This window comes from Latilactobacillus parasakei, assembly GCF_049674265.1.
GTDB classification, from domain to species: domain Bacteria; phylum Bacillota; class Bacilli; order Lactobacillales; family Lactobacillaceae; genus Latilactobacillus; species Latilactobacillus sakei.
This window is the reverse complement of record NZ_CP186861.1, coordinates 2,183,274-2,200,443: the sequence shown is the minus strand read 5'-3', so window position 1 is coordinate 2,200,443 and position 17,170 is coordinate 2,183,274. Positions and strand designations below refer to the sequence as shown.

Annotated in this window: 21 protein-coding genes; 7 read left to right on the top strand and 14 right to left on the bottom strand. The window is 41.3% G+C overall.

The window, feature by feature from the left end:
* Positions 1-34 precede the first annotated feature (34 nt).
* Entirely contained in the window at positions 35-1,285 is a 1,251-nt protein-coding gene (locus ACPBEH_RS10920) for a tyrosine-type recombinase/integrase (protein WP_424349187.1), read from the top strand.
* A gap of 364 nt (positions 1,286-1,649) precedes the next feature.
* The gene (locus tag ACPBEH_RS10915; protein ID WP_112206081.1) at positions 1,650-1,889 is read left to right on the top strand and encodes a cytochrome b5 domain-containing protein; all 240 of its coding nucleotides are present in this window, start codon (positions 1,650-1,652) and stop codon (positions 1,887-1,889) included.
* Positions 1,890-1,952: 63 nt separating this feature from the next.
* Here the strand turns inward: ACPBEH_RS10915 and ACPBEH_RS10910 are convergent, their stop codons facing one another.
* Positions 1,953-2,966, bottom strand: coding sequence for a YeiH family protein (locus tag ACPBEH_RS10910; protein WP_025016377.1), 1,014 nt, complete (start codon positions 2,964-2,966; stop codon positions 1,953-1,955).
* 109 nt (positions 2,967-3,075) lie between these two features.
* Here ACPBEH_RS10910 and ACPBEH_RS10905 point away from each other — a divergent pair, with 109 nt between their 5' ends.
* Both ACPBEH_RS10905 and ACPBEH_RS10900 read left to right on the top strand, forming a co-directional pair.
* Positions 3,076-3,903 carry a LysR family transcriptional regulator gene (locus ACPBEH_RS10905; protein ID WP_011375008.1) on the top strand — a complete coding sequence of 276 codons (828 nt, stop codon included), beginning with the start codon at positions 3,076-3,078 and terminating at the stop codon, positions 3,901-3,903.
* Positions 3,904-3,915: 12 nt separating this feature from the next.
* Positions 3,916-5,232 (top strand): MATE family efflux transporter, encoded by a 1,317-nt coding sequence (locus tag ACPBEH_RS10900; RefSeq protein ID WP_424349186.1) that lies wholly within the window; start codon positions 3,916-3,918, stop codon positions 5,230-5,232.
* Positions 5,233-5,285: 53 nt separating this feature from the next.
* Here ACPBEH_RS10900 and ACPBEH_RS10895 read toward each other — a convergent pair whose 3' ends face one another.
* Both ACPBEH_RS10895 and ACPBEH_RS10890 read right to left on the bottom strand, forming a co-directional pair.
* Positions 5,286-6,128, bottom strand: a complete 843-nt coding sequence (locus tag ACPBEH_RS10895) for an alpha/beta hydrolase (protein WP_424349185.1) — start codon at positions 6,126-6,128, stop codon at positions 5,286-5,288.
* 15 nt (positions 6,129-6,143) lie between these two features.
* Entirely contained in the window at positions 6,144-7,043 is a 900-nt protein-coding gene (locus ACPBEH_RS10890) for an RluA family pseudouridine synthase (RefSeq protein WP_424350074.1), read from the bottom strand.
* Positions 7,044-7,191: 148 nt separating this feature from the next.
* Here ACPBEH_RS10890 and ACPBEH_RS10885 point away from each other — a divergent pair, with 148 nt between their 5' ends.
* Positions 7,192-7,749, top strand: a complete 558-nt coding sequence (locus ACPBEH_RS10885; protein ID WP_424349184.1) for an NADPH-dependent FMN reductase — start codon at positions 7,192-7,194, stop codon at positions 7,747-7,749.
* A gap of 192 nt (positions 7,750-7,941) precedes the next feature.
* Positions 7,942-8,244: a hypothetical protein gene (locus ACPBEH_RS10880; protein ID WP_424349183.1), complete on the top strand. Its 303-nt coding sequence runs from the start codon at positions 7,942-7,944 to the stop codon at positions 8,242-8,244.
* Between the two features lie 62 nt (positions 8,245-8,306).
* On the opposite strand, the gene ACPBEH_RS10875 is transcribed toward ACPBEH_RS10880, so the two are convergent.
* The 8 genes from ACPBEH_RS10875 to miaA form a co-directional block, all read right to left on the bottom strand.
* On the bottom strand, positions 8,307-8,483 hold the full coding sequence (locus ACPBEH_RS10875; protein ID WP_162926704.1) for a hypothetical protein: 177 nt from the start codon (positions 8,481-8,483) through the stop codon (positions 8,307-8,309).
* Positions 8,483-9,181, bottom strand: a complete 699-nt coding sequence (locus ACPBEH_RS10870) for an NAD(P)H-dependent oxidoreductase (protein ID WP_424349182.1) — start codon at positions 9,179-9,181, stop codon at positions 8,483-8,485. Before ACPBEH_RS10870 ends, ACPBEH_RS10875 begins: the two co-directional genes overlap by 1 nt.
* Before the next feature lie 59 nt (positions 9,182-9,240).
* Positions 9,241-10,584: a type I glutamate--ammonia ligase gene (glnA, locus tag ACPBEH_RS10865; RefSeq protein ID WP_016265390.1), complete on the bottom strand. Its 1,344-nt coding sequence runs from the start codon at positions 10,582-10,584 to the stop codon at positions 9,241-9,243.
* A gap of 15 nt (positions 10,585-10,599) precedes the next feature.
* On the bottom strand, positions 10,600-10,971 hold the full coding sequence (locus ACPBEH_RS10860) for a MerR family transcriptional regulator (protein WP_011375017.1): 372 nt from the start codon (positions 10,969-10,971) through the stop codon (positions 10,600-10,602).
* 123 nt (positions 10,972-11,094) lie between these two features.
* Entirely contained in the window at positions 11,095-11,640 is a 546-nt protein-coding gene (locus ACPBEH_RS10855; protein WP_424349181.1) for a DNA-3-methyladenine glycosylase I, read from the bottom strand.
* Positions 11,634-12,497, bottom strand: a complete 864-nt coding sequence (locus tag ACPBEH_RS10850; protein WP_424349180.1) for a helix-turn-helix domain-containing protein — start codon at positions 12,495-12,497, stop codon at positions 11,634-11,636. The genes ACPBEH_RS10855 and ACPBEH_RS10850 overlap by 7 nt, the downstream gene beginning before the upstream one ends.
* 168 nt (positions 12,498-12,665) lie before the next feature.
* Positions 12,666-13,922 carry an aminotransferase class I/II-fold pyridoxal phosphate-dependent enzyme gene (locus ACPBEH_RS10845; RefSeq protein WP_104964291.1) on the bottom strand — a complete coding sequence of 419 codons (1,257 nt, stop codon included), beginning with the start codon at positions 13,920-13,922 and terminating at the stop codon, positions 12,666-12,668.
* 19 nt (positions 13,923-13,941) lie between these two features.
* The gene (gene miaA / locus ACPBEH_RS10840; protein WP_424349179.1) at positions 13,942-14,874 is read right to left on the bottom strand and encodes a tRNA (adenosine(37)-N6)-dimethylallyltransferase MiaA; all 933 of its coding nucleotides are present in this window, start codon (positions 14,872-14,874) and stop codon (positions 13,942-13,944) included.
* A 98-nt stretch (positions 14,875-14,972) separates the two neighbouring features.
* Here miaA and ACPBEH_RS10835 point away from each other — a divergent pair, with 98 nt between their 5' ends.
* On the top strand, positions 14,973-15,152 hold the full coding sequence (locus tag ACPBEH_RS10835) for a DUF3042 family protein (RefSeq protein ID WP_016265394.1): 180 nt from the start codon (positions 14,973-14,975) through the stop codon (positions 15,150-15,152).
* A 372-nt stretch (positions 15,153-15,524) separates the two neighbouring features.
* Here ACPBEH_RS10835 and ACPBEH_RS10830 read toward each other — a convergent pair whose 3' ends face one another.
* The 3 genes from ACPBEH_RS10830 to ACPBEH_RS10820 are packed head-to-tail and all read right to left on the bottom strand — an operon-like array spanning position 15,525 to position 17,164.
* Entirely contained in the window at positions 15,525-15,938 is a 414-nt protein-coding gene (locus ACPBEH_RS10830; protein ID WP_011375023.1) for a rhodanese-like domain-containing protein, read from the bottom strand.
* A gap of 24 nt (positions 15,939-15,962) precedes the next feature.
* Positions 15,963-16,934 carry an ROK family glucokinase gene (locus tag ACPBEH_RS10825; RefSeq protein ID WP_016265395.1) on the bottom strand — a complete coding sequence of 324 codons (972 nt, stop codon included), beginning with the start codon at positions 16,932-16,934 and terminating at the stop codon, positions 15,963-15,965.
* Positions 16,931-17,164 (bottom strand): YqgQ family protein, encoded by a 234-nt coding sequence (locus tag ACPBEH_RS10820; RefSeq protein WP_011375025.1) that lies wholly within the window; start codon positions 17,162-17,164, stop codon positions 16,931-16,933. Before ACPBEH_RS10820 ends, ACPBEH_RS10825 begins: the two co-directional genes overlap by 4 nt.
* Between the last annotated feature and the right edge of the window lie 6 nt (positions 17,165-17,170).

Below are 17,170 nucleotides of genomic sequence, written 5' to 3'. Positions count from 1 at the left end.
AGTATGCTTTAGTTAGCATAAGGAGTGATTATTAATGGCAAAGAAATCGGGTATTCCCTATGTCGAGTATCCTACTCGATGGGTCTTCCAACATTATTTTTTACTAAAAGATGGTACTACTAAACAAAAATCAAAATCTTATAATAAAAATAAATATACTTTCAAAGAAGCTCAACTAGATGCTCCGCTTTGGGTCAAAAAGGAGCAACAACGGCTTGACTCAATCAACATTTACAATGAGTCAAATCAAACTTTTGGCGAATTTATTGAAAACGTTTGGCGCCTGCATTATCTAAAATTAGAGAACGCTTCAGACGGTGTCGTCAGATATAATACGACCCTGTCCAATCAGCAATTTATGAAATATATCTGGAATACACCATTGGATAAATTAACTCTAGCATTTGCCAAAACATTTTATCGAAAATACGGTAATACTCAACTAACTCATAAAGTCAGAAAAACTAAATACTACCCTTCAAAATCGTCAATGAATAATTTAAAAAGAGCAATCAACCATGCGATTGATTATGCTGTTGAGTTAGAATTGATTAATAATAATAATTTTAAACAAATTACAAACATCAATCAGTACCTCCGCAAGGACATGCAGAAAAAAGCAAAAAATACTGATGATGATAGAAATTCGTTTACAGCAACTGACATAAATACAATTATCAATACGATTAAAATTAAAGAACCTAGTTTTGCGCGAGCCGTAGCATTGATGGTTCAAACTGGATTACGAACGGAAGAACTAGCCTCGTTGACTATTAATGAAAGTATAAATCTTCGTAATAATTCTCTGCGTATAGATTCTGCTGCGGGCTATAATCAGGTCAAAGGATTATATATTAAGCCCACAACCAAAACTGGTAAGCCACGTAATGTATACTTTAACGCGAACGTGTTCGAGTTAATCGTTGCTCAAATTAACTTCATTTTAGGGAATCAACAAACATTGGACTTAGAAAAACATCAAATTTTCTTGTTCCCTAAAGATGCGACATCAAACTTGATGTGGGCTCCTAAAGATATTAGCGTACATTTTTCATCCTTAATTAAGGTTATTCCTAACGTTCACCATTATAATATGTACTCACTCCGACACACATATGCTACCCAGATGGTATCGGCGGGAATGCAGTATCCCGCGATTGCTCAACAACTAGGGCACAAAGTAAAAACGTTCCTTGAATTTTATGTGCATGCTCTTCAAGATGATGTAGTAAAAGTCGGTCACTACGACTTCTTACGGGATAACAAAAATAATTCCTCTAACTAAAATCATTCTTGCTAGCTAAAGAACATCGGATAATATTTTTACAACATCAACGACATCAAATCAAGACATCTATTGGACCCTATCAGGTTCATTTAATAGCAAACTACACTTATATATAGGCATTCTCAAAGAACATCAAAATTTTTTATATGGAATCTGGTCGGGTCCATTAATTTAATCTTGTAATAAAAGAACCACCAACAATAATTGTTGGTGGTTCTTTTATTACATTTATCGGTTTCATATACTGATGAAACCCATTCCCTAAATCACAATCAAATATAACTAGCGATTGCACAACTTAATTGTTGCCAAATCCTCGCGAAAACGTTATAGTTATGCTAATATCTAGGGGGTTTTTATAATGACTGATAAAATTTTTACAAAAGAAACACTCGCACAATATAACGGTCAAGATGGCCAACCAAGTTACGTTGCTGTTGAAGGCATCGTCTATGATTTATCCGCAATGGGACCTTGGGAAGGTGGCAAACATTTTAAAGGGTTGAGAGCTGGACAAGACTTAACAGAAGCCTTCGCAAACTCACACCACACACCTAAACGACTTCAAGATCTCCCTCAAATGGGCCGCTACGAAGGTTAACAATGACCTTCATCAAAAAACACCATCAATTCTGGGCAATCCGCCCACATTGATGGTGTTTTTTTAGAATAAGATCGTAATTAATAAAATAGCAGCAGCAACTTGGAACACGACTAAACCGCCAGCATAAAATAGTAATTGTTTACCTTGATTAAATAGTGTTTTTAAATTTAAACGTAAGCCGATTGCGGCTAAGGCGGTCATTTCACACCAAGTACTCAAGAAATGGCAAATTGTTCCGAATTGACCGGGGAACAGATGTAGGCTATTGATTACACAAAAGATTAAAAAGCCTAAAACGTACCAAGGGACAAGACTACTTTTCTTCGCCAATAGTTGTTGACTTAACTTCGTATCAGTTGCTTGGCTTTGTTTCTTCTGATGTAAATAACCAAAACCAGTTACTACAAAGACTAAACAGATAATCCGCAAGATTTTAAATAAGGTTGCTGTGACGACAGTGCCTTGATTAATCATTGTCGCACTGGCGACCACTTGGCCCACAGATTGCACCGTACCACCAATTAAAATCCCTCGAGCAAGATTATCATGGCCCCATAACAGTGTCCCTAAAACTGGCAGTGCCAACATCAAGATTGTCCCCATGAGATTGACCATTGTGATGGCAATCCCAGTATCTTCATTATCCGCATCAATCACGGGCGCAATCGCCCCGATTGCTGAAGAACCGCAGACCGCATTCCCACCGGCCATCAATAAGTACGTGCCTTCGCTAAAGCGCAAGCGCCGGCCCAACCAGATGGCAAACCCAATTGTTAAGCTCATCTGCAAGACCGTTAGAACAACCCCTTGCCAGCCAATTTTTTGGATACTTTGGAACGTGATCGTCGCGCCTAATAACATCACCGAATATTCCAAGAGCCGTTTTTCAGAAAATTTCGTGCCTGCGGCTAAGCCCGGTTGTTTTAACCAGGTATTGCCTAAAATAATGCCAACAAATAACGCAATGGTTGCGCCACCCAACATTGGTAACCATAACTGTGCAATATAGTAGCTTCCAATCGCGATGACCAATGATACAATAAAGCCAGGTAATTTCTTAATCAATGATTGCATTTTACTCGCTTCCTCTCAAATCAATAAGTTAACTATACCGAAACTCTTTCAATTAATAAAATAAATCTTTATAATAGTTGTTATTAAGAATTTTAATGGAAGTGATATGATGTTTAAAACGCTCGAAATTTTCAAGACGGTTTATGAAACTAAAAATTTTACGACTGCGGCCCAACTCCTTTTCCTGTCGCAACCAACCGTTTCAGTGCAAATCAAACAACTTGAAGAGTCGCTTGATGTTGTTTTATTTGAACGCAATGGTCGCCAACAAATCGTGCCCACCAAACAGGCGGATTTATTCTACGAGCAATGCCAGCAATTACTGGATTTATGGCACCAAGATCTCCATCAACTACAACATCAAGAAAGGCAGGCTAAAATCCCCTGCCGGATTGCTGCTTCACACACCACGGCGGCCTACTTCTTACCGGCGTTACTTAGTCGCCACCGTGCTGCTTTAGATGCTTTAGAGATTGAAATCTGCACGTTAAATTCCTCGCAGATTATCGAACAGTTATCGCAACACAAATTGGACTTTGGCTTTATCGAAAAACCATTAACGGAAAAAGATATCGTTCGCACGCCGCTACAAACGGATCAATTAGTTTTAGCCGGTCAACCAACCGAACCGTGGCTCTTACGTGAAAATGGTTCTGGCGTCTATCATTACACGATGAATTATTTAAAGGAAAATAATTTAACGCTCGATAACGTGATGACAGTTAAAAGTAATGCCATTATCGTCCAATTATTACGACAAGGATTAGGCCAATCATTGATTTCAAGTGCCGCATTACTTGATTATCCAGAGATTCCCTACCGACCGCTTTCCAAACAGTACCAACGCCAATTTTACCTGGTTAATCGCAAGGGTTTACCCCAACCAATCCAGGATTTCGTCGCGACATTACTGGCGACCCCACTACCAATTGAATAGGAGTGTTCCACTTTGACAAACTCACCACAGATTAAAAAAGAACTGACTGGTTACATCATTCGTGATGTTTTCAGTTCACTCGGCCTTTCCATCTATATTTTGGCTGATACCTACTTCATCGCTTACGCGGTTGGCCCAATTGGCTTGGCCGCGCTCAATATCGATTTACCACTTTTTAACCTTTTTAACGGCTTAGGATTGATGCTCGGTATTGGTGGCGCAACAATTTTCTCGATTAATAAGGTTAACCATCCCGAAAAGAGTCAGGCGATTTTCACTGAAGTCCTCTCCTTCGGAATTTTATTGGGGCTAATCATCATGAGCCTTGGTTTGATTTTTATTCATCCGCTCCTCTATCTACTGGGTGCTAATCATGAAACGCTCGGGCCTAGCTTGGCTTACCTACGCGTTATTTTAATTGGGAGTCCACTCTTTATTCTCAATAACTTGGTTCTCAGTTTCGTGCGAAATGATAGCAATCCACATCTAACCATGATTGCGACCCTTTCACAAAGTTTATTCGTGATCATTTTTGACTACTTATTGATGTTCCCACTACACATGGGCATGATGGGGGCGGCTCTTGCAACGATTTGTTCACCGCTCGTCAGCCTTTTGATTTTAACGCGACACCGTCATCACCCAGACCGTTTACTCACCCTCAAAAAACTGACATTAAACTTCAAACCAACGTTTAAAGCTGTTCAACTGGGCTTTCCTTCTTTCTTAACCGAAATGAGTACCGGCGTTAGCATTTTCGTCTTCAACATCGTTATTTTGCATTTAGCCGATAACTACGCCGTCGCAGCTTACGGCATTATTGCTAATATCTTACTTGTCGGTTTATCGTTATTTAACGGTGTTGCCGTTGGGGTCCAACCAATCGTCAGCCGTGAATTTGGTAAACGAAACTGGCATAACGTTAAAACTAGTTTAAGAATCGGTTTGTTATCAGCACTCGGGATTGCAACTGGTCTGTATCTAGTCCTGCTCGGGTTTAAAGAACCAATCATCGCCATTTTCAATCATGATCACAATCAATTACTCGTTCATTACGCGGCCGCCGGTATTCCGTTGATTTTCATCAGCTTTTTCTTCTCAAGTATGAATATCGTCAACAACCTATTTATGACGGCCATTGCCCAACCACGACTATCATTTTTCGTCGCGATTATGCGCGGTTACGTACTTTTGATTGGCAGTGTCTTATTATTATCGGCCTTGTTTGGCCTAACGGGTGTCTGGCTCAGTGTGCCGCTCACCGAATTAGTGGTCTTAATCGGCGGCTTCTTCATCACTCACAGTTTATTGAACACGCTTGGTGAATAATCTAAAAAGGGTAAGGACAAAAGTTATTTTTGTCCCTACCCTTTTTCAATATTCTATTTTAATTTTGCCCCTAGGGGTTTTTGCGGATCGACTGGTTGTTGCACAATCAGTTCTTCAATTAAGTAAACAATCGTTTCATTTTCTGGCAAACTCGTGTGTTTAGCGTCATTGCCACTGACAAACATCGACATGTAATGGGCGATTTGATTTTGGAAGACTTCCCGACCTGCCGCAACGCTAGAAGCTGGGACAATGCCATCATCCCCACCAGTGGTTGTCCCACCAACGGAATAGACGACCATCTTCTTAGAAAGCTGTGCTTTTTGAGATTTTAAGTCTGCCAACATAGGGCTCTCATCTTTGATGCTGGCATTTAAGCCATTATAGGGCGTCCCAATCGTCAATAACCGGCCTAATTGCGCCTCTTTAGGATAGCGTTCCGCATAACGCGTTAAGACTAACCCGCCGTTAGAATAGCCGACGCCGTTGAATTTCTTAAAATGGTATTGCTTTGTCAAATGTTGCATTGCCTTTTCAAACCATTCGGTCTGTTTAAAGACGTTCTCGTCCCCATCGTTGTTATTTTCAAAACTGACCACAATTAGAGGGACCTTATCACGCCAGACAATCTGACCTTTCGTTTTAATTTGACCGTCCGTCATCACCTCCACCTTAAGAATACTGTGTTGGCGATAATGTTGGTTAACTGTTTTAAACAGTTGATCAAACCGATCATCAGTCCCACCACTGCCGGGGACAAAAACCACTGGTTGCCGGTCCACTTTTTGTGGGTTAACAAGCCCCTGAACCGCAACTCTAGTAGTCCCGAGGGTCCCAATCACACCACCAATGATTAAACAAAAAACACAAATCAATACTATTCTTAATTTTCGCATCCTAAAACTTCTTTCTTACAGCTTGTTATTAATTTTAGTTGGTAAAATAGCTTGAATGTCCGCCGGAATCGGCGCTGTAAACTGTCTCTTCTGTTGACTAAACGGATCATTAAAAGTTAATTGGTACGCATGCAATGCTTGGCGGTTAATTCCCCAAGCAAGTGGCCCCTCATAAAGCTGATCGCCGACCAACGGGTGATTTATATCACTCAAATGAACCCGAATTTGGTGTGTTCGGCCGGTATGAATCTGGACTTTTAAAACGGTTAAACGTTCATCTTGCGCTAAGCGCCAATAATCGGTCCAAGCACTTTGTCCGTCAGCAATGACCCGTCGACGTGGTTCAACCCCAACACGGCCGATCGGCGCTTTAATCGTCCCCAATTCCGGGAGTCCAGTCCCCGCAACAACCGCTAGATAAAACTTTTGTAGTTGATGTTGTTCAATTTGCGGTTGAAGCAAACTTTGGGCCACTTGGTGTTTAGCCGCTAACACAATCCCACTTGTATCAAAATCAAGGCGCGTAATAATATGCGGCACTAAATCAGTGAGCCCATTTTGTTGCCAATAACCTTTAACCCTGTTCAATAACGTATCTGTCGTATTAGTTGGTCCAGGAATTGTTGCCAGGCCAGCTGGTTTGTTCGCGACTAACCAGTAGTCATCCTCATAGAGGACTTCAATTGGTATTTGACTAACCGCGACCGTTTCATCGGCTGGTTCTGCAGGTAATGTCAGACTGACCTGGTCACCTTTTTGCACTTGATCAGCCGGACCGCTTACCCGCTGATTTAACCGAATCGGTAGCCCCTGCGCCTTAATTTTGGCGTATAGGCGTTGGCTAATCCCATTTTTTAGAAGGAACTGTTTTATTGTTTGTGATTGTTGCGTGGCGACTTGCCATTTAATTTCCATCACTTGTTAACCTGCTTTCAAAAACTCTTACGCTTATTATACTTGTAATACCCATTTAAATTCAATCCACTAACCCTTTTAGTTGCCAAAATGTGGCGGAATTCGCTATGCTAGAAGTGTAGTCAATTCAATATTGGAGGTTACACCTATGACAAAAAATGTAGCAGTTTTAATTGGTAGTTTACGTCAGGATTCATTTAGTAAGGCAATTGCCAAACAATTGATGCCGTTATTCCCAGAAGACATGCATTTAGAGGTAATTGAAATCGGTAATCTGCCACTTTACAATCAAGACTATGATGATCTTGATCAGGTTCCTGAAGCCTATACAACTTTCAGAAATAAAATGCAACAGATGGACGCTGTATTGTTCGTGACACCCGAATACAACCGTTCCGTACCAGCCGTCTTAAAAAATGCTTTAGACGTTGGTTCACGTCCTTATGGTGCGAGTGTCTGGGATAACAAACCTGCCGAAATCGTCAGCGTTTCACCAGGTGCCATTAGCGGTTTTGGCGCTAACCATCATTTACGCCAATCACTCGTTTTCCTAAACATGCCAACAGTTCAACAACCCGAAGCTTACATCGGTAATGTAATGAATCTATTAGACGACAATGGCCAAGTTGCTAATCCAGATACAATCGCCTTCTTCCAAGTGATTGTTGATGCATTTGTTACATTGATTAACCGTTATATTGACTAAATCCTAATTAATTCAGCCGTTGATCAGTGATCGACGGTTTTTTTGTCCATCCAAAATAAATTTAATTTTAAGTCAAACGATTCGTATGCTATAATAACAAATGTACTTATGTCTATTTAGATATATTTTTATAATTTTTATATCCAAATAGACATAAATACTAATCTACTTATTTTGGGGGAAATTTTTATTATGGCAAAGAAACAATATTCATTAACGTTAATCGGCCTTGGCTTAGCGGTATTAGGTTTTCTTTTTTCACTTCCAGCAGATTCTGGATGGGGGCTTATTATACCATCACTACTTGAAATTGCAGGATTCGTCCTATCAATTATTGGAACAGTTAAAAAGGATCACAAAAAATTAGCGATTACCGGTATCGTAGTGACTAGTTTATTACTTCTAATCTTCATACTAGGATCCGCTGCTAATAATGAAATTGAAAAAGAACAATATCAACAAGAACATCCCATTTCATCTTTAATGCAACAATAAATAACCAATCAAAAAGCCCTTCTAAAATCAAATTCCGATTTTAGAAAGGCTTTTTCCAATCATTACCACTTAGTCGCATTCCAGATACGGCCGTCCAGTTCACCCTGACGTTGTTCAATCCGAGTTGCTAATGCTCGATTGAGTTCTGCGAGCGCTTCATAGAAGGCTTGATCCTCATACGTGGTTGCTTGTTGTTTGAGCATTTGAATTTGTTGGTTTAACCATTCTTCGTTTGTCATTAACCTTCGCCTTCTTCCTGGCGAATCAGTTGCACTTGCCAACCTAAATCGGTTAACAATTCACCTTGTTCTGTCAACTGATCAGCTAATAACGCAAGCTGTTGCTGCTGATCTGAATCAGTCGCAGCCGATTGGCGTTGTCGCAACTGCTGTTCAAACCACGCCACCTTTTGTTCAAAGTTAAAAGTCGTTTGCGTTAAATACCGCTGGTAATCAACTAATAATAATTGGCGGGCTGTTTCGGTTAAATAACTAAATTGATGAATCGCAAGCGGCGGTAAATAGGTCATCCCTAATTTCCGTGCGACTAATTCATATGGCCGTAAAATTTCGGAAAGCGTTGCTTGCTCGCTGCCACCAGCTTGAAAATGTTTACCAGCAATCCCTGTCGAGACAACAACCCCCAACGATTTCCCTTGTAGCGGCATTCGCCCGCTAAATGCAAATTCACCAGTTAAAACAGTATCTAACCACGTTTTGAGACTGGCTGGTGCAGCATACCAATAGAGCGGAAATTGGAAAATGATCCGCTCATGGTTGCGCAATAAGGCTTGTTCCGCGGCGATATCCAGCTGTTGAATGGTTGCTAAATCGTGCCAAGTCACTTCATCTTGAAACGGTGTCGCACTCGCCTTCAGAAAATTCTGAACAAGCGAGTTGGCCATTTCAGGATGACTGACAATCACTAATGTTTTCATACACTGCCAACTTTCTATTTCTAAAAGTTCATTGTACAAAAATTAGCTTTAAATTGCGACTAATAGAGTTCCAAATATTGCTCGCGTTCCCATTCAGAAACTTGTTGACGATAGGCTGCCCATTCCAATGACTTAGAATCCATGAAACTTTGATAGAGATAAGTGCCCATTGAATCTTTAATAATATCATCTTTAGCTAGTTCTTTAAGCGCATTGTGTAAGGTTGATGGTAAATCAGTAATATGATTTTCCTTCCGTTCTGTTTCATCCATGCTGTAGATGTTGCGATCAACACCTGCTTCTGGTGAAAGGCCTTGTTCTAACCCTGATAAACCAGCTGCTAAGATTGAACTGATCGCAAGATATGGGTTTGCACTGGGATCAACACTCCGCAATTCAAGACGCGTTGATAAACCACGTGATTGTGGTACTCGGATTAATGGTGAACGGTTATGGCCTGACCAAGCCACATAAACGGGTGCTTCAAAGCCAGGTACCAAGCGTTTGTATGAGTTAACAGTTGGGTTGTTGATGGCCGTAATCGCACGAGCATGGCGTAATAAGCCTGCTAAGAAGTGATAGGCTGTTTCTGATAATTGTTCTTTACCGTTTTCATCGAAGAAAGCATTTGTGCCATCTTGGTTGAATAATGACATGTTGATGTGCATCCCTGAGCCATTGACACCGTGTAATGGTTTTGGCATGAAGGTTGCATGGAGCCCATGTTTACGGGCAATTGTTTTAACGACTAATTTGAAAGTTTGAATATTATCGGCTGCATCGACTGCATCGGCGTACTTGAAATCAATTTCATGTTGGCCAGGTGCGACTTCATGATGACTGGCTTCAACTTCAAAGCCCATTTTTTCAAGTTCCAAAACAATATCCCGACGGCAATTTTCGCCCAAATCAACAGGGGCAAAATCGAAATAGCCACCTTGATCGTTTAATTTTAAGGTTGGTTTGCCAATTTCATCTAATTTAAAGAGGAAGAATTCTGGTTCAGGCCCGATATTAAAATCTTTGAAGCCTTTATCTTGCATTTCGCGAACCATTTTTTTCAAGTTATTGCGAGGATCACCTAAGAATGGTTCCCCATCGGCAGTATAAACAGAACAGATTAAACGGGCTACTTTGCCATGTTCAGCTTCCCATGGGAAAATCAACCAAGTACTTAAATCAGGACGCAAATACATATCACTTTCTTCAATCCGGACAAAACCGTCGATTGAAGAACCATCAAACATCATTTTGTTACTTAAAACTTTGTCTAATTGACTGATTGGGACTTCCACATTCTTGATAATCCCATTAATATCCGTAAACATTAATCTTAAGAACTTAACGTTTTCTTGATCCACTAATTGCTTGATTGCTTCTGCTGTCAACATTTTTCGTGCCATTAATCTAGTCGCCCCTTAATATAATTTAGATGATTGTGAAATAGATGGTCGTTGTCCTACTAATCCGCCGACCGAAAGCATTTCTTCCGCTAACAATTGACGGGCCTTGGTATCGGTCAGATGCCGCTGTTGCATTTTTTGCGCTTGCTTGCGGTAAATCTGACGAATTTGAACCATCGTGGCACCTTCTGCTAAATAATCCTTAATCTCTAATAAGCGATCAACATCATTCAGCGAAAATAACCGTTGATGCCCCGGCGTACGTTCGGGCAAAACAAGTTCTTGACTCTCATAGTAACGGATTTGACGCGCCGTTTGACCGGTTAACTTCATCACCGTTCCAATCGGTAAAACCGCTAAATTTCGTCTTAATTGCTTTTCAGCCATCTATTTCACCTCACTTGCGTTTTATCTTACCAGTCGACTTCTTACCGGTCAACATTTCATGTTAGGTTTTCTGACATAAATGTCACAAAAAAAGGTAAACCGTTTTGGTTTACCTTTTAAAAGCTATTTTTCATCAATCAGTTGAATTAAACCACCTGCAAGCATAAATAAATGCGTAACGACGGGTCCTACAAATTTAAAATCCCGTTTCTTTAAGTCTTTAGCGAGTCGAGCACTAATCGGCGCCGATTTATCGGAGACCCCAGCCATTTGTGAATCAAGTAATTGGGGTTGATTATCAACAAATGCCCACAAGTAGGCTGAGAAACTACCAAACTCATCCTGCACGTTTTGAATCGCCCGCGCATTCTGGATGGTGGCGCGAATCTTTCTTGTATTGCGAATCATATCCGGTGCTTCTTGAAGTCGTTCAACATCAAATTCATCAAATTGTGCGACCCGATCAATCCCCATCCCCGCCATTTGTTGCCGTAGAATTGGAATTTTACTAGCGGCTACTTTCCAACTTAAACCCACCTGAAAAACACCAACTGTTAAGAGTTCAAACCAAATTTGATCATCATCAGTTGGCGTCCCAAAATAGCAATGATAGGCTTGAACGCCATCTGTCGCTATTTTAAAATCATTTTTCGCTGTCTCATCTACCATCGATAAACCGCCTGTCCTGCACTTTCTGTTGGAAAGCCCACTTTCTTCGCTAATTCACTGTAATGTGCTTCTAAATAATCGTAACATGCTGTCACATCATGGGCCATAAAAACCGGTAGTAACCCCATCTGATCATCAAAGTGAATGTGTTCTTCTTGCGCATAGGCCTTCAAGACTTTCGCTAACTGATAAAAGTCCTGATTAGCGATATAATACGGCGTTACGGCTTGTTTGGTATCAACGGTGACAATCGCGCGATAAGCGTGACCGACCCCTGGTAGTCCCCCAATCCCCGCTGCTGGGCCTGCAGTTTGGAAGACTGCATAATGGACAGCTCGAATTACTGCTGTCGCCAATTGCTTAACCATCTTCGTGGGCATCACTTTTAAATAATCTGTCTGTTTCAAACTGATTTGATGTGGTGCTAACGTTATTAAATAAGGCGTCCGTGTTTGCCGCCAATGTGTCGGCATCGTTTGCCCGTCCCTGATAACAGCGACATCTGTCAACGTTTCACTAAACTGTTGCCTTAAGTCAACATAGTACCGCTCTGGTTTTTGGATAAGCTGTCCCAAAACGGATAACGGCACTGTTTCTTCCGTTTCAGATAAATGCCAATGCTGTCGTAAGCGCGTTAATAGCGAACCCGATTTAGTCACTGTTTCAACGTCTAACAGTTCGTTCAAACTCACGTTATAAAGTTGCGCAAGTCCGACTAATAAGTTCAACTCCGGCACACTTTTATCAGTTTCCCACTTAGAAATGACTTGGCGCGAAACATTCAGTTTATCCGCCAGTATCTGTTGTGAGTATCCCGCACCTAATCGAAATTGTTTTAAACGCTGACCAATTAACATCTAACCACCTCCAAGACCTACCGTAGCGAAAACCGCCTTTTTTCACCAGCAACAATCTAAAGCATTAGTTAAATCAGGCCGCTACGATTCATTGCACCCTTATCATACCACGCTTTAGATACAAAAAAAGCGGCGAATCAAACGTCAATTTGATTCACCGCTACCTGTTTATTTTTCAAAGAATGTTGTTTGCACTGCCCGACTAATGGCGAGCTTAACGTGCGCATAAGTTAAACCACCTTGTAAATAAAGCGTGTAAGGTGCCCGTAATGGTCCGTCAGCTGAAAATTCGATGCTGGCGCCTTGAATAAAGGTGCCGGCAGCCATCACGATTTGATCTTCATATCCGGCAAAGTCACTTGGAATGGGTGTGACGAAAGAATCGATTGGTGATTGTGCTTGTACACAACCCGCAAACTTAACCATGTCATCAGGATTACCAAAGTTAACTGTTTGAATTAAATCGGTTCTAGGGGCATCCCATTTTGGTGAAACATTTAAGCCCATTTGTTCCAAAAGTGCTGCTTCAAAAACAGCCCCTTTGATGGCATTTCCTGTGACACTTGGCGCTAAGAAAAAGCCTTCGAACATCAATTGTAAGTTACCTTGTGTGGCCCCTTCACTGGCACCAACACCTGGCACCGTTAAGCGATAACCAATCATTTCAATTAAGCGTTCTGGCCCAACAATGTAACCACCTGTTTGGGCAATCCCACCACCAGCATTTTTAATCAATGAACCGGCCATGACATCCGCGCCGACTTCCGTTGGTTCGATTGTTTCTGAGAATTCGCCGTAAGCATTATCAACGAAGACAATCAATTCGGGATTAATCCCCTTGATAAAACGTACCATCTCTTCAATTTTAGCAACCGTAAAACTATCGCGATCGGCATAACCACGTGACCGTTGAATCGCAACGACTTTCGTTTTAGCCGTGATCTTCGTCTTAGCTGTTTCAAAATCGACCGAGCCATCTGCCAATAATGGCACGTAATCAAAGCCAATTTGATATTCCTTCATCGAACCAATGCCGTTACCGGCCATCCCGACAACTTCTTGGAGCGTATCGTAAGGTTCTCCGGTCAAATAGAGTAAATCATCGCCAGGGCGCAACATGCCCAATAAGGCTGTTCCAATCGCATGTGTGCCGGAAACTAGTTGTGGCCGAACAAGGGCGTCTTCCGTCTTGAAAAAGCGACTATAGACCGCTTCTAACTTATCGCGCCCTTGGTCATCGTTCCCATAACCCGTTGTTCCGTTTAAATGTGATTCTGAAATATTTTCTTCTTGAAAGGCTTGCAGCACCTTCGCTTGATTATTAATAATTTGTTCATCTAACGCTTGGAGCCGTGGCGCAATTTGGGCGTCAACAGCTGCAATTTTGGTCCGTAATTCTGGTGCTAATGAGGCTTGCCAATCCATATTATTCACTCCGTTTCCACTATTTCTGTAACCAGGCCTGGATATCTGCTTGAATGCGTGCTAAGTCGGCTTCTTGATGCTCAACTAAATTATACCAGTTAACCGGAATTTGATTTCTAAACCATGTTAATTGGCGTTTTGCATAATGGCGCGAGTTTTGCTTCACTTGATCAATAGCTGCTTCTAGTGAACACTCACCATCAAAGTACGGGAAAAATTCCTTATAACCAATGCCACGAACTGCTTGCGGACTTGTTGCCCGGCGTTCATAAGCCCATCTTGCTTCTTCAATTAACCCGGCGTCCACCATTTGATCAACGCGTTGATTAATCCGCTCATACAAGACAGGACGGTCGCAATTTAAGCCAATAATAAAGGTATCATAGCGCAATTCCTTAGGCTTTTGTTGCGAGAATAAAACACCCGTTGTTTCATAAACTTCTAATGCCCGAATAACGCGGCGCGTATTAGCCGCTGGTATTTTTGCCGCAGCATCCGGATCAATCTTAGCCAGTGCCTGCCATAAATCAGTTTCTGAATGCCGCTCTAAGTATGCTTGCCATTTATTGCGAATACTGAAATCCTGTTCAGCATCCGTTGCACTCCCTAGCGTCATATCATACAATAAGGCTTGCAAATAAAGACCGGTCCCACCAACAATCAATGGTAAATGTTGGCGGTCAGTAATTTCTGTAATCAATTGTTGGCCTTGTTGTTGAAAGTCAAAAGCCGTGAAACGTTCATCAATATCCGCGACATCGATTAAATGATGCGGCGCAATGGCTTGTTCTGCCGGCGTTACTTTGGCCGTTCCGATATCAAGATGACGGTAAACTTGCATCGCGTCTCCAGAAATAATTTCGCCCTTCAACTGTTGTGCCACTTGTAGGCTAAGTGCTGTCTTACCAACACCCGTGGGCCCTACAATGACAATTATCTTTTCTTTTTTCATTATTTCACCACACTAATTAACGTATTTTACTAGCTATTCGCGCCTAAATACGCGATAATGAACATATAGTTTGAATGAATGATTGAGGAGGTTTTACGATGAAACATAAATTTTTTAAAGGTTTCGTAATCGGGACTGTTTCTACTGTTGGTGCGATTGCCGGTTCACTCTTTGCATTTAAGAAAACCGTGTTAGATCCTATCGAAGAAGAAGAAAATAAAATCGAAGAAAATCGTCGTCGCGCTAACCGTAAGAGCCATTCAGCTCACCAAGGCTAAGCGATTAAAGATGATCACAAGACGCTGCCCTACTTTTGTAGGTGGCGTCTTTTTTTGGTGCTGAAACGTGCTTTTCAAAGCTACCTCTTGTGCTTTGCTACGTACCGCAAACAATCGACTATTGTCGTTTATTCACGATACTAGGCAAATGCTCAGAGTCAAATCGCTTTGAACAGCACTCTTTTTCTTGAAACGTACTTTTATCGCTAGCTTTCTGTGCTTAACTACGTGTGCCAAACTAGCGATTACATCGCTAATTCGTCACCCTAGGTTAATGCTCAAAAGCTGATCAAGCGGTAAAAGCACTCTTTTTCATATAAAAACCCAAAAGTCTGCTGTTCTTCACTGGCGACTTTTGGGTCTTTTTTTAATCTACTTTTTACGTTTTGTTTTTCCTGTCCAGTTGTTAAAACCTTTTTGGAGCCATTTAACGTTCGTAAAACCTGCTTTGCGAAGTTTTAATGCTGCCCGAACGCTTAATGTAATGCCTGTATCATAGAGGTAAACTGGCAAATCCATTCGTAATTCCCCCATGTTTTGTTTCAACATTGGGTAAGGAATGCTCCGAGCACCTAAGATATGGCCAGCATCGAAATCCTTGCGTTCACGCAAATCAACGATTTGGGCTTTACGCATGTTTTCTTCAAATGCCTTTTCAGTCAGTTCGCCGCCTAGACGCTTACGTTGGATTTTATAATAAACCCACACGCCAATTATCCATAATAAAATAGCGATCAAGATAATATTAACAACAAACATTGGATTAATTGTCCCGATTACAAACATCTACAAAACTTCCTTTTTAACAGATTATTGTTGGTCAAATTGTAAAGCTAATGAAGCAGCACCGATAACACCGGCAACGTTACCTAAGTTAGCTAAACGAACCTTCGTTGTTTGCTTAACATTTGGGAATGTAAATTCTTCAAAGTAAGCTTCAACTTGTTTACGTAAGAATTCACCAGCGGCTGAAACACCACCACCGATAACGATGTAGGCTGGGTTCAACATGTTACCAACGTTAGCTAAAGCTAAACCAAGGTAGTATGACACGCGGTCAACTACTTTGACAGCCAATGGATCAGATTCCTTAGCCAAGTCGAAAACAAGTTTTGAACTGATTTGTTCGCCATCATCTAACATTGTCTTCAATTTTGAATTACCAGCATATTCTTCAGCCATGTCACGCGCAACACGCACAACACCTGTTGCTGAAGCATAAGTTTCTAAACAACCTTTTTTACCACAAGTACATTCGTAGCCACGTGGTTCAACAGTTACGTGACCTAATTCACCGGCGGAACCAGCAACACCGTGTAGTAAATGACCATCAGCAACGATCCCGCCACCGACACCAGTACCAAGTGTTACGAAAGCAACGTCAGGTTGGTTTTCACCAGCACCCTTCCAGCGTTCGCCTAAAGCGGCTACATTGGCATCATTATCAACTGCTAGTTTCATATGTGTGCCAGCTTCAATATCACGACGTAAGTATTGTGTCACTTTCCAGTTTAAGTTGAAGGCGCCAATAACAGTACCTTCTTCACTATTAACACTACCAGGTGTTCCCATCCCAATTCCGATGAAATCTTCGGGTGTCATGTTGTATAAATCTAAATGATGATTAATCGATTCAACGATATCGGGCACAATGTGGCTACCTTCATCCAAAATATCTGTATCGATACTCCAACGTTGTTGAATGTCGCCATCCACTGTCATAATTGCAAATTTAGCCGTTGTACCACCTAAGTCAACGCCGATTAATTTCTTGTCTGTCATTTAAACTTTTCCTCCAATAATTCATGATTGAATGTTTGTTTTTCTTCCAACCGATGTTCATGTACTAGCACCATCTTAGCGTCGCGATACACTTTACCATCGATTAAACCAGCATCGTAGACATGACGTAACTCGATACTCGTTAGCTCAATATCCCAAAGTCGCTTACCAACATGGACATAAACACCAAATTGTTTTAAAAGTTGTTGCACATCATAAAGTGTTCTCATCAACTT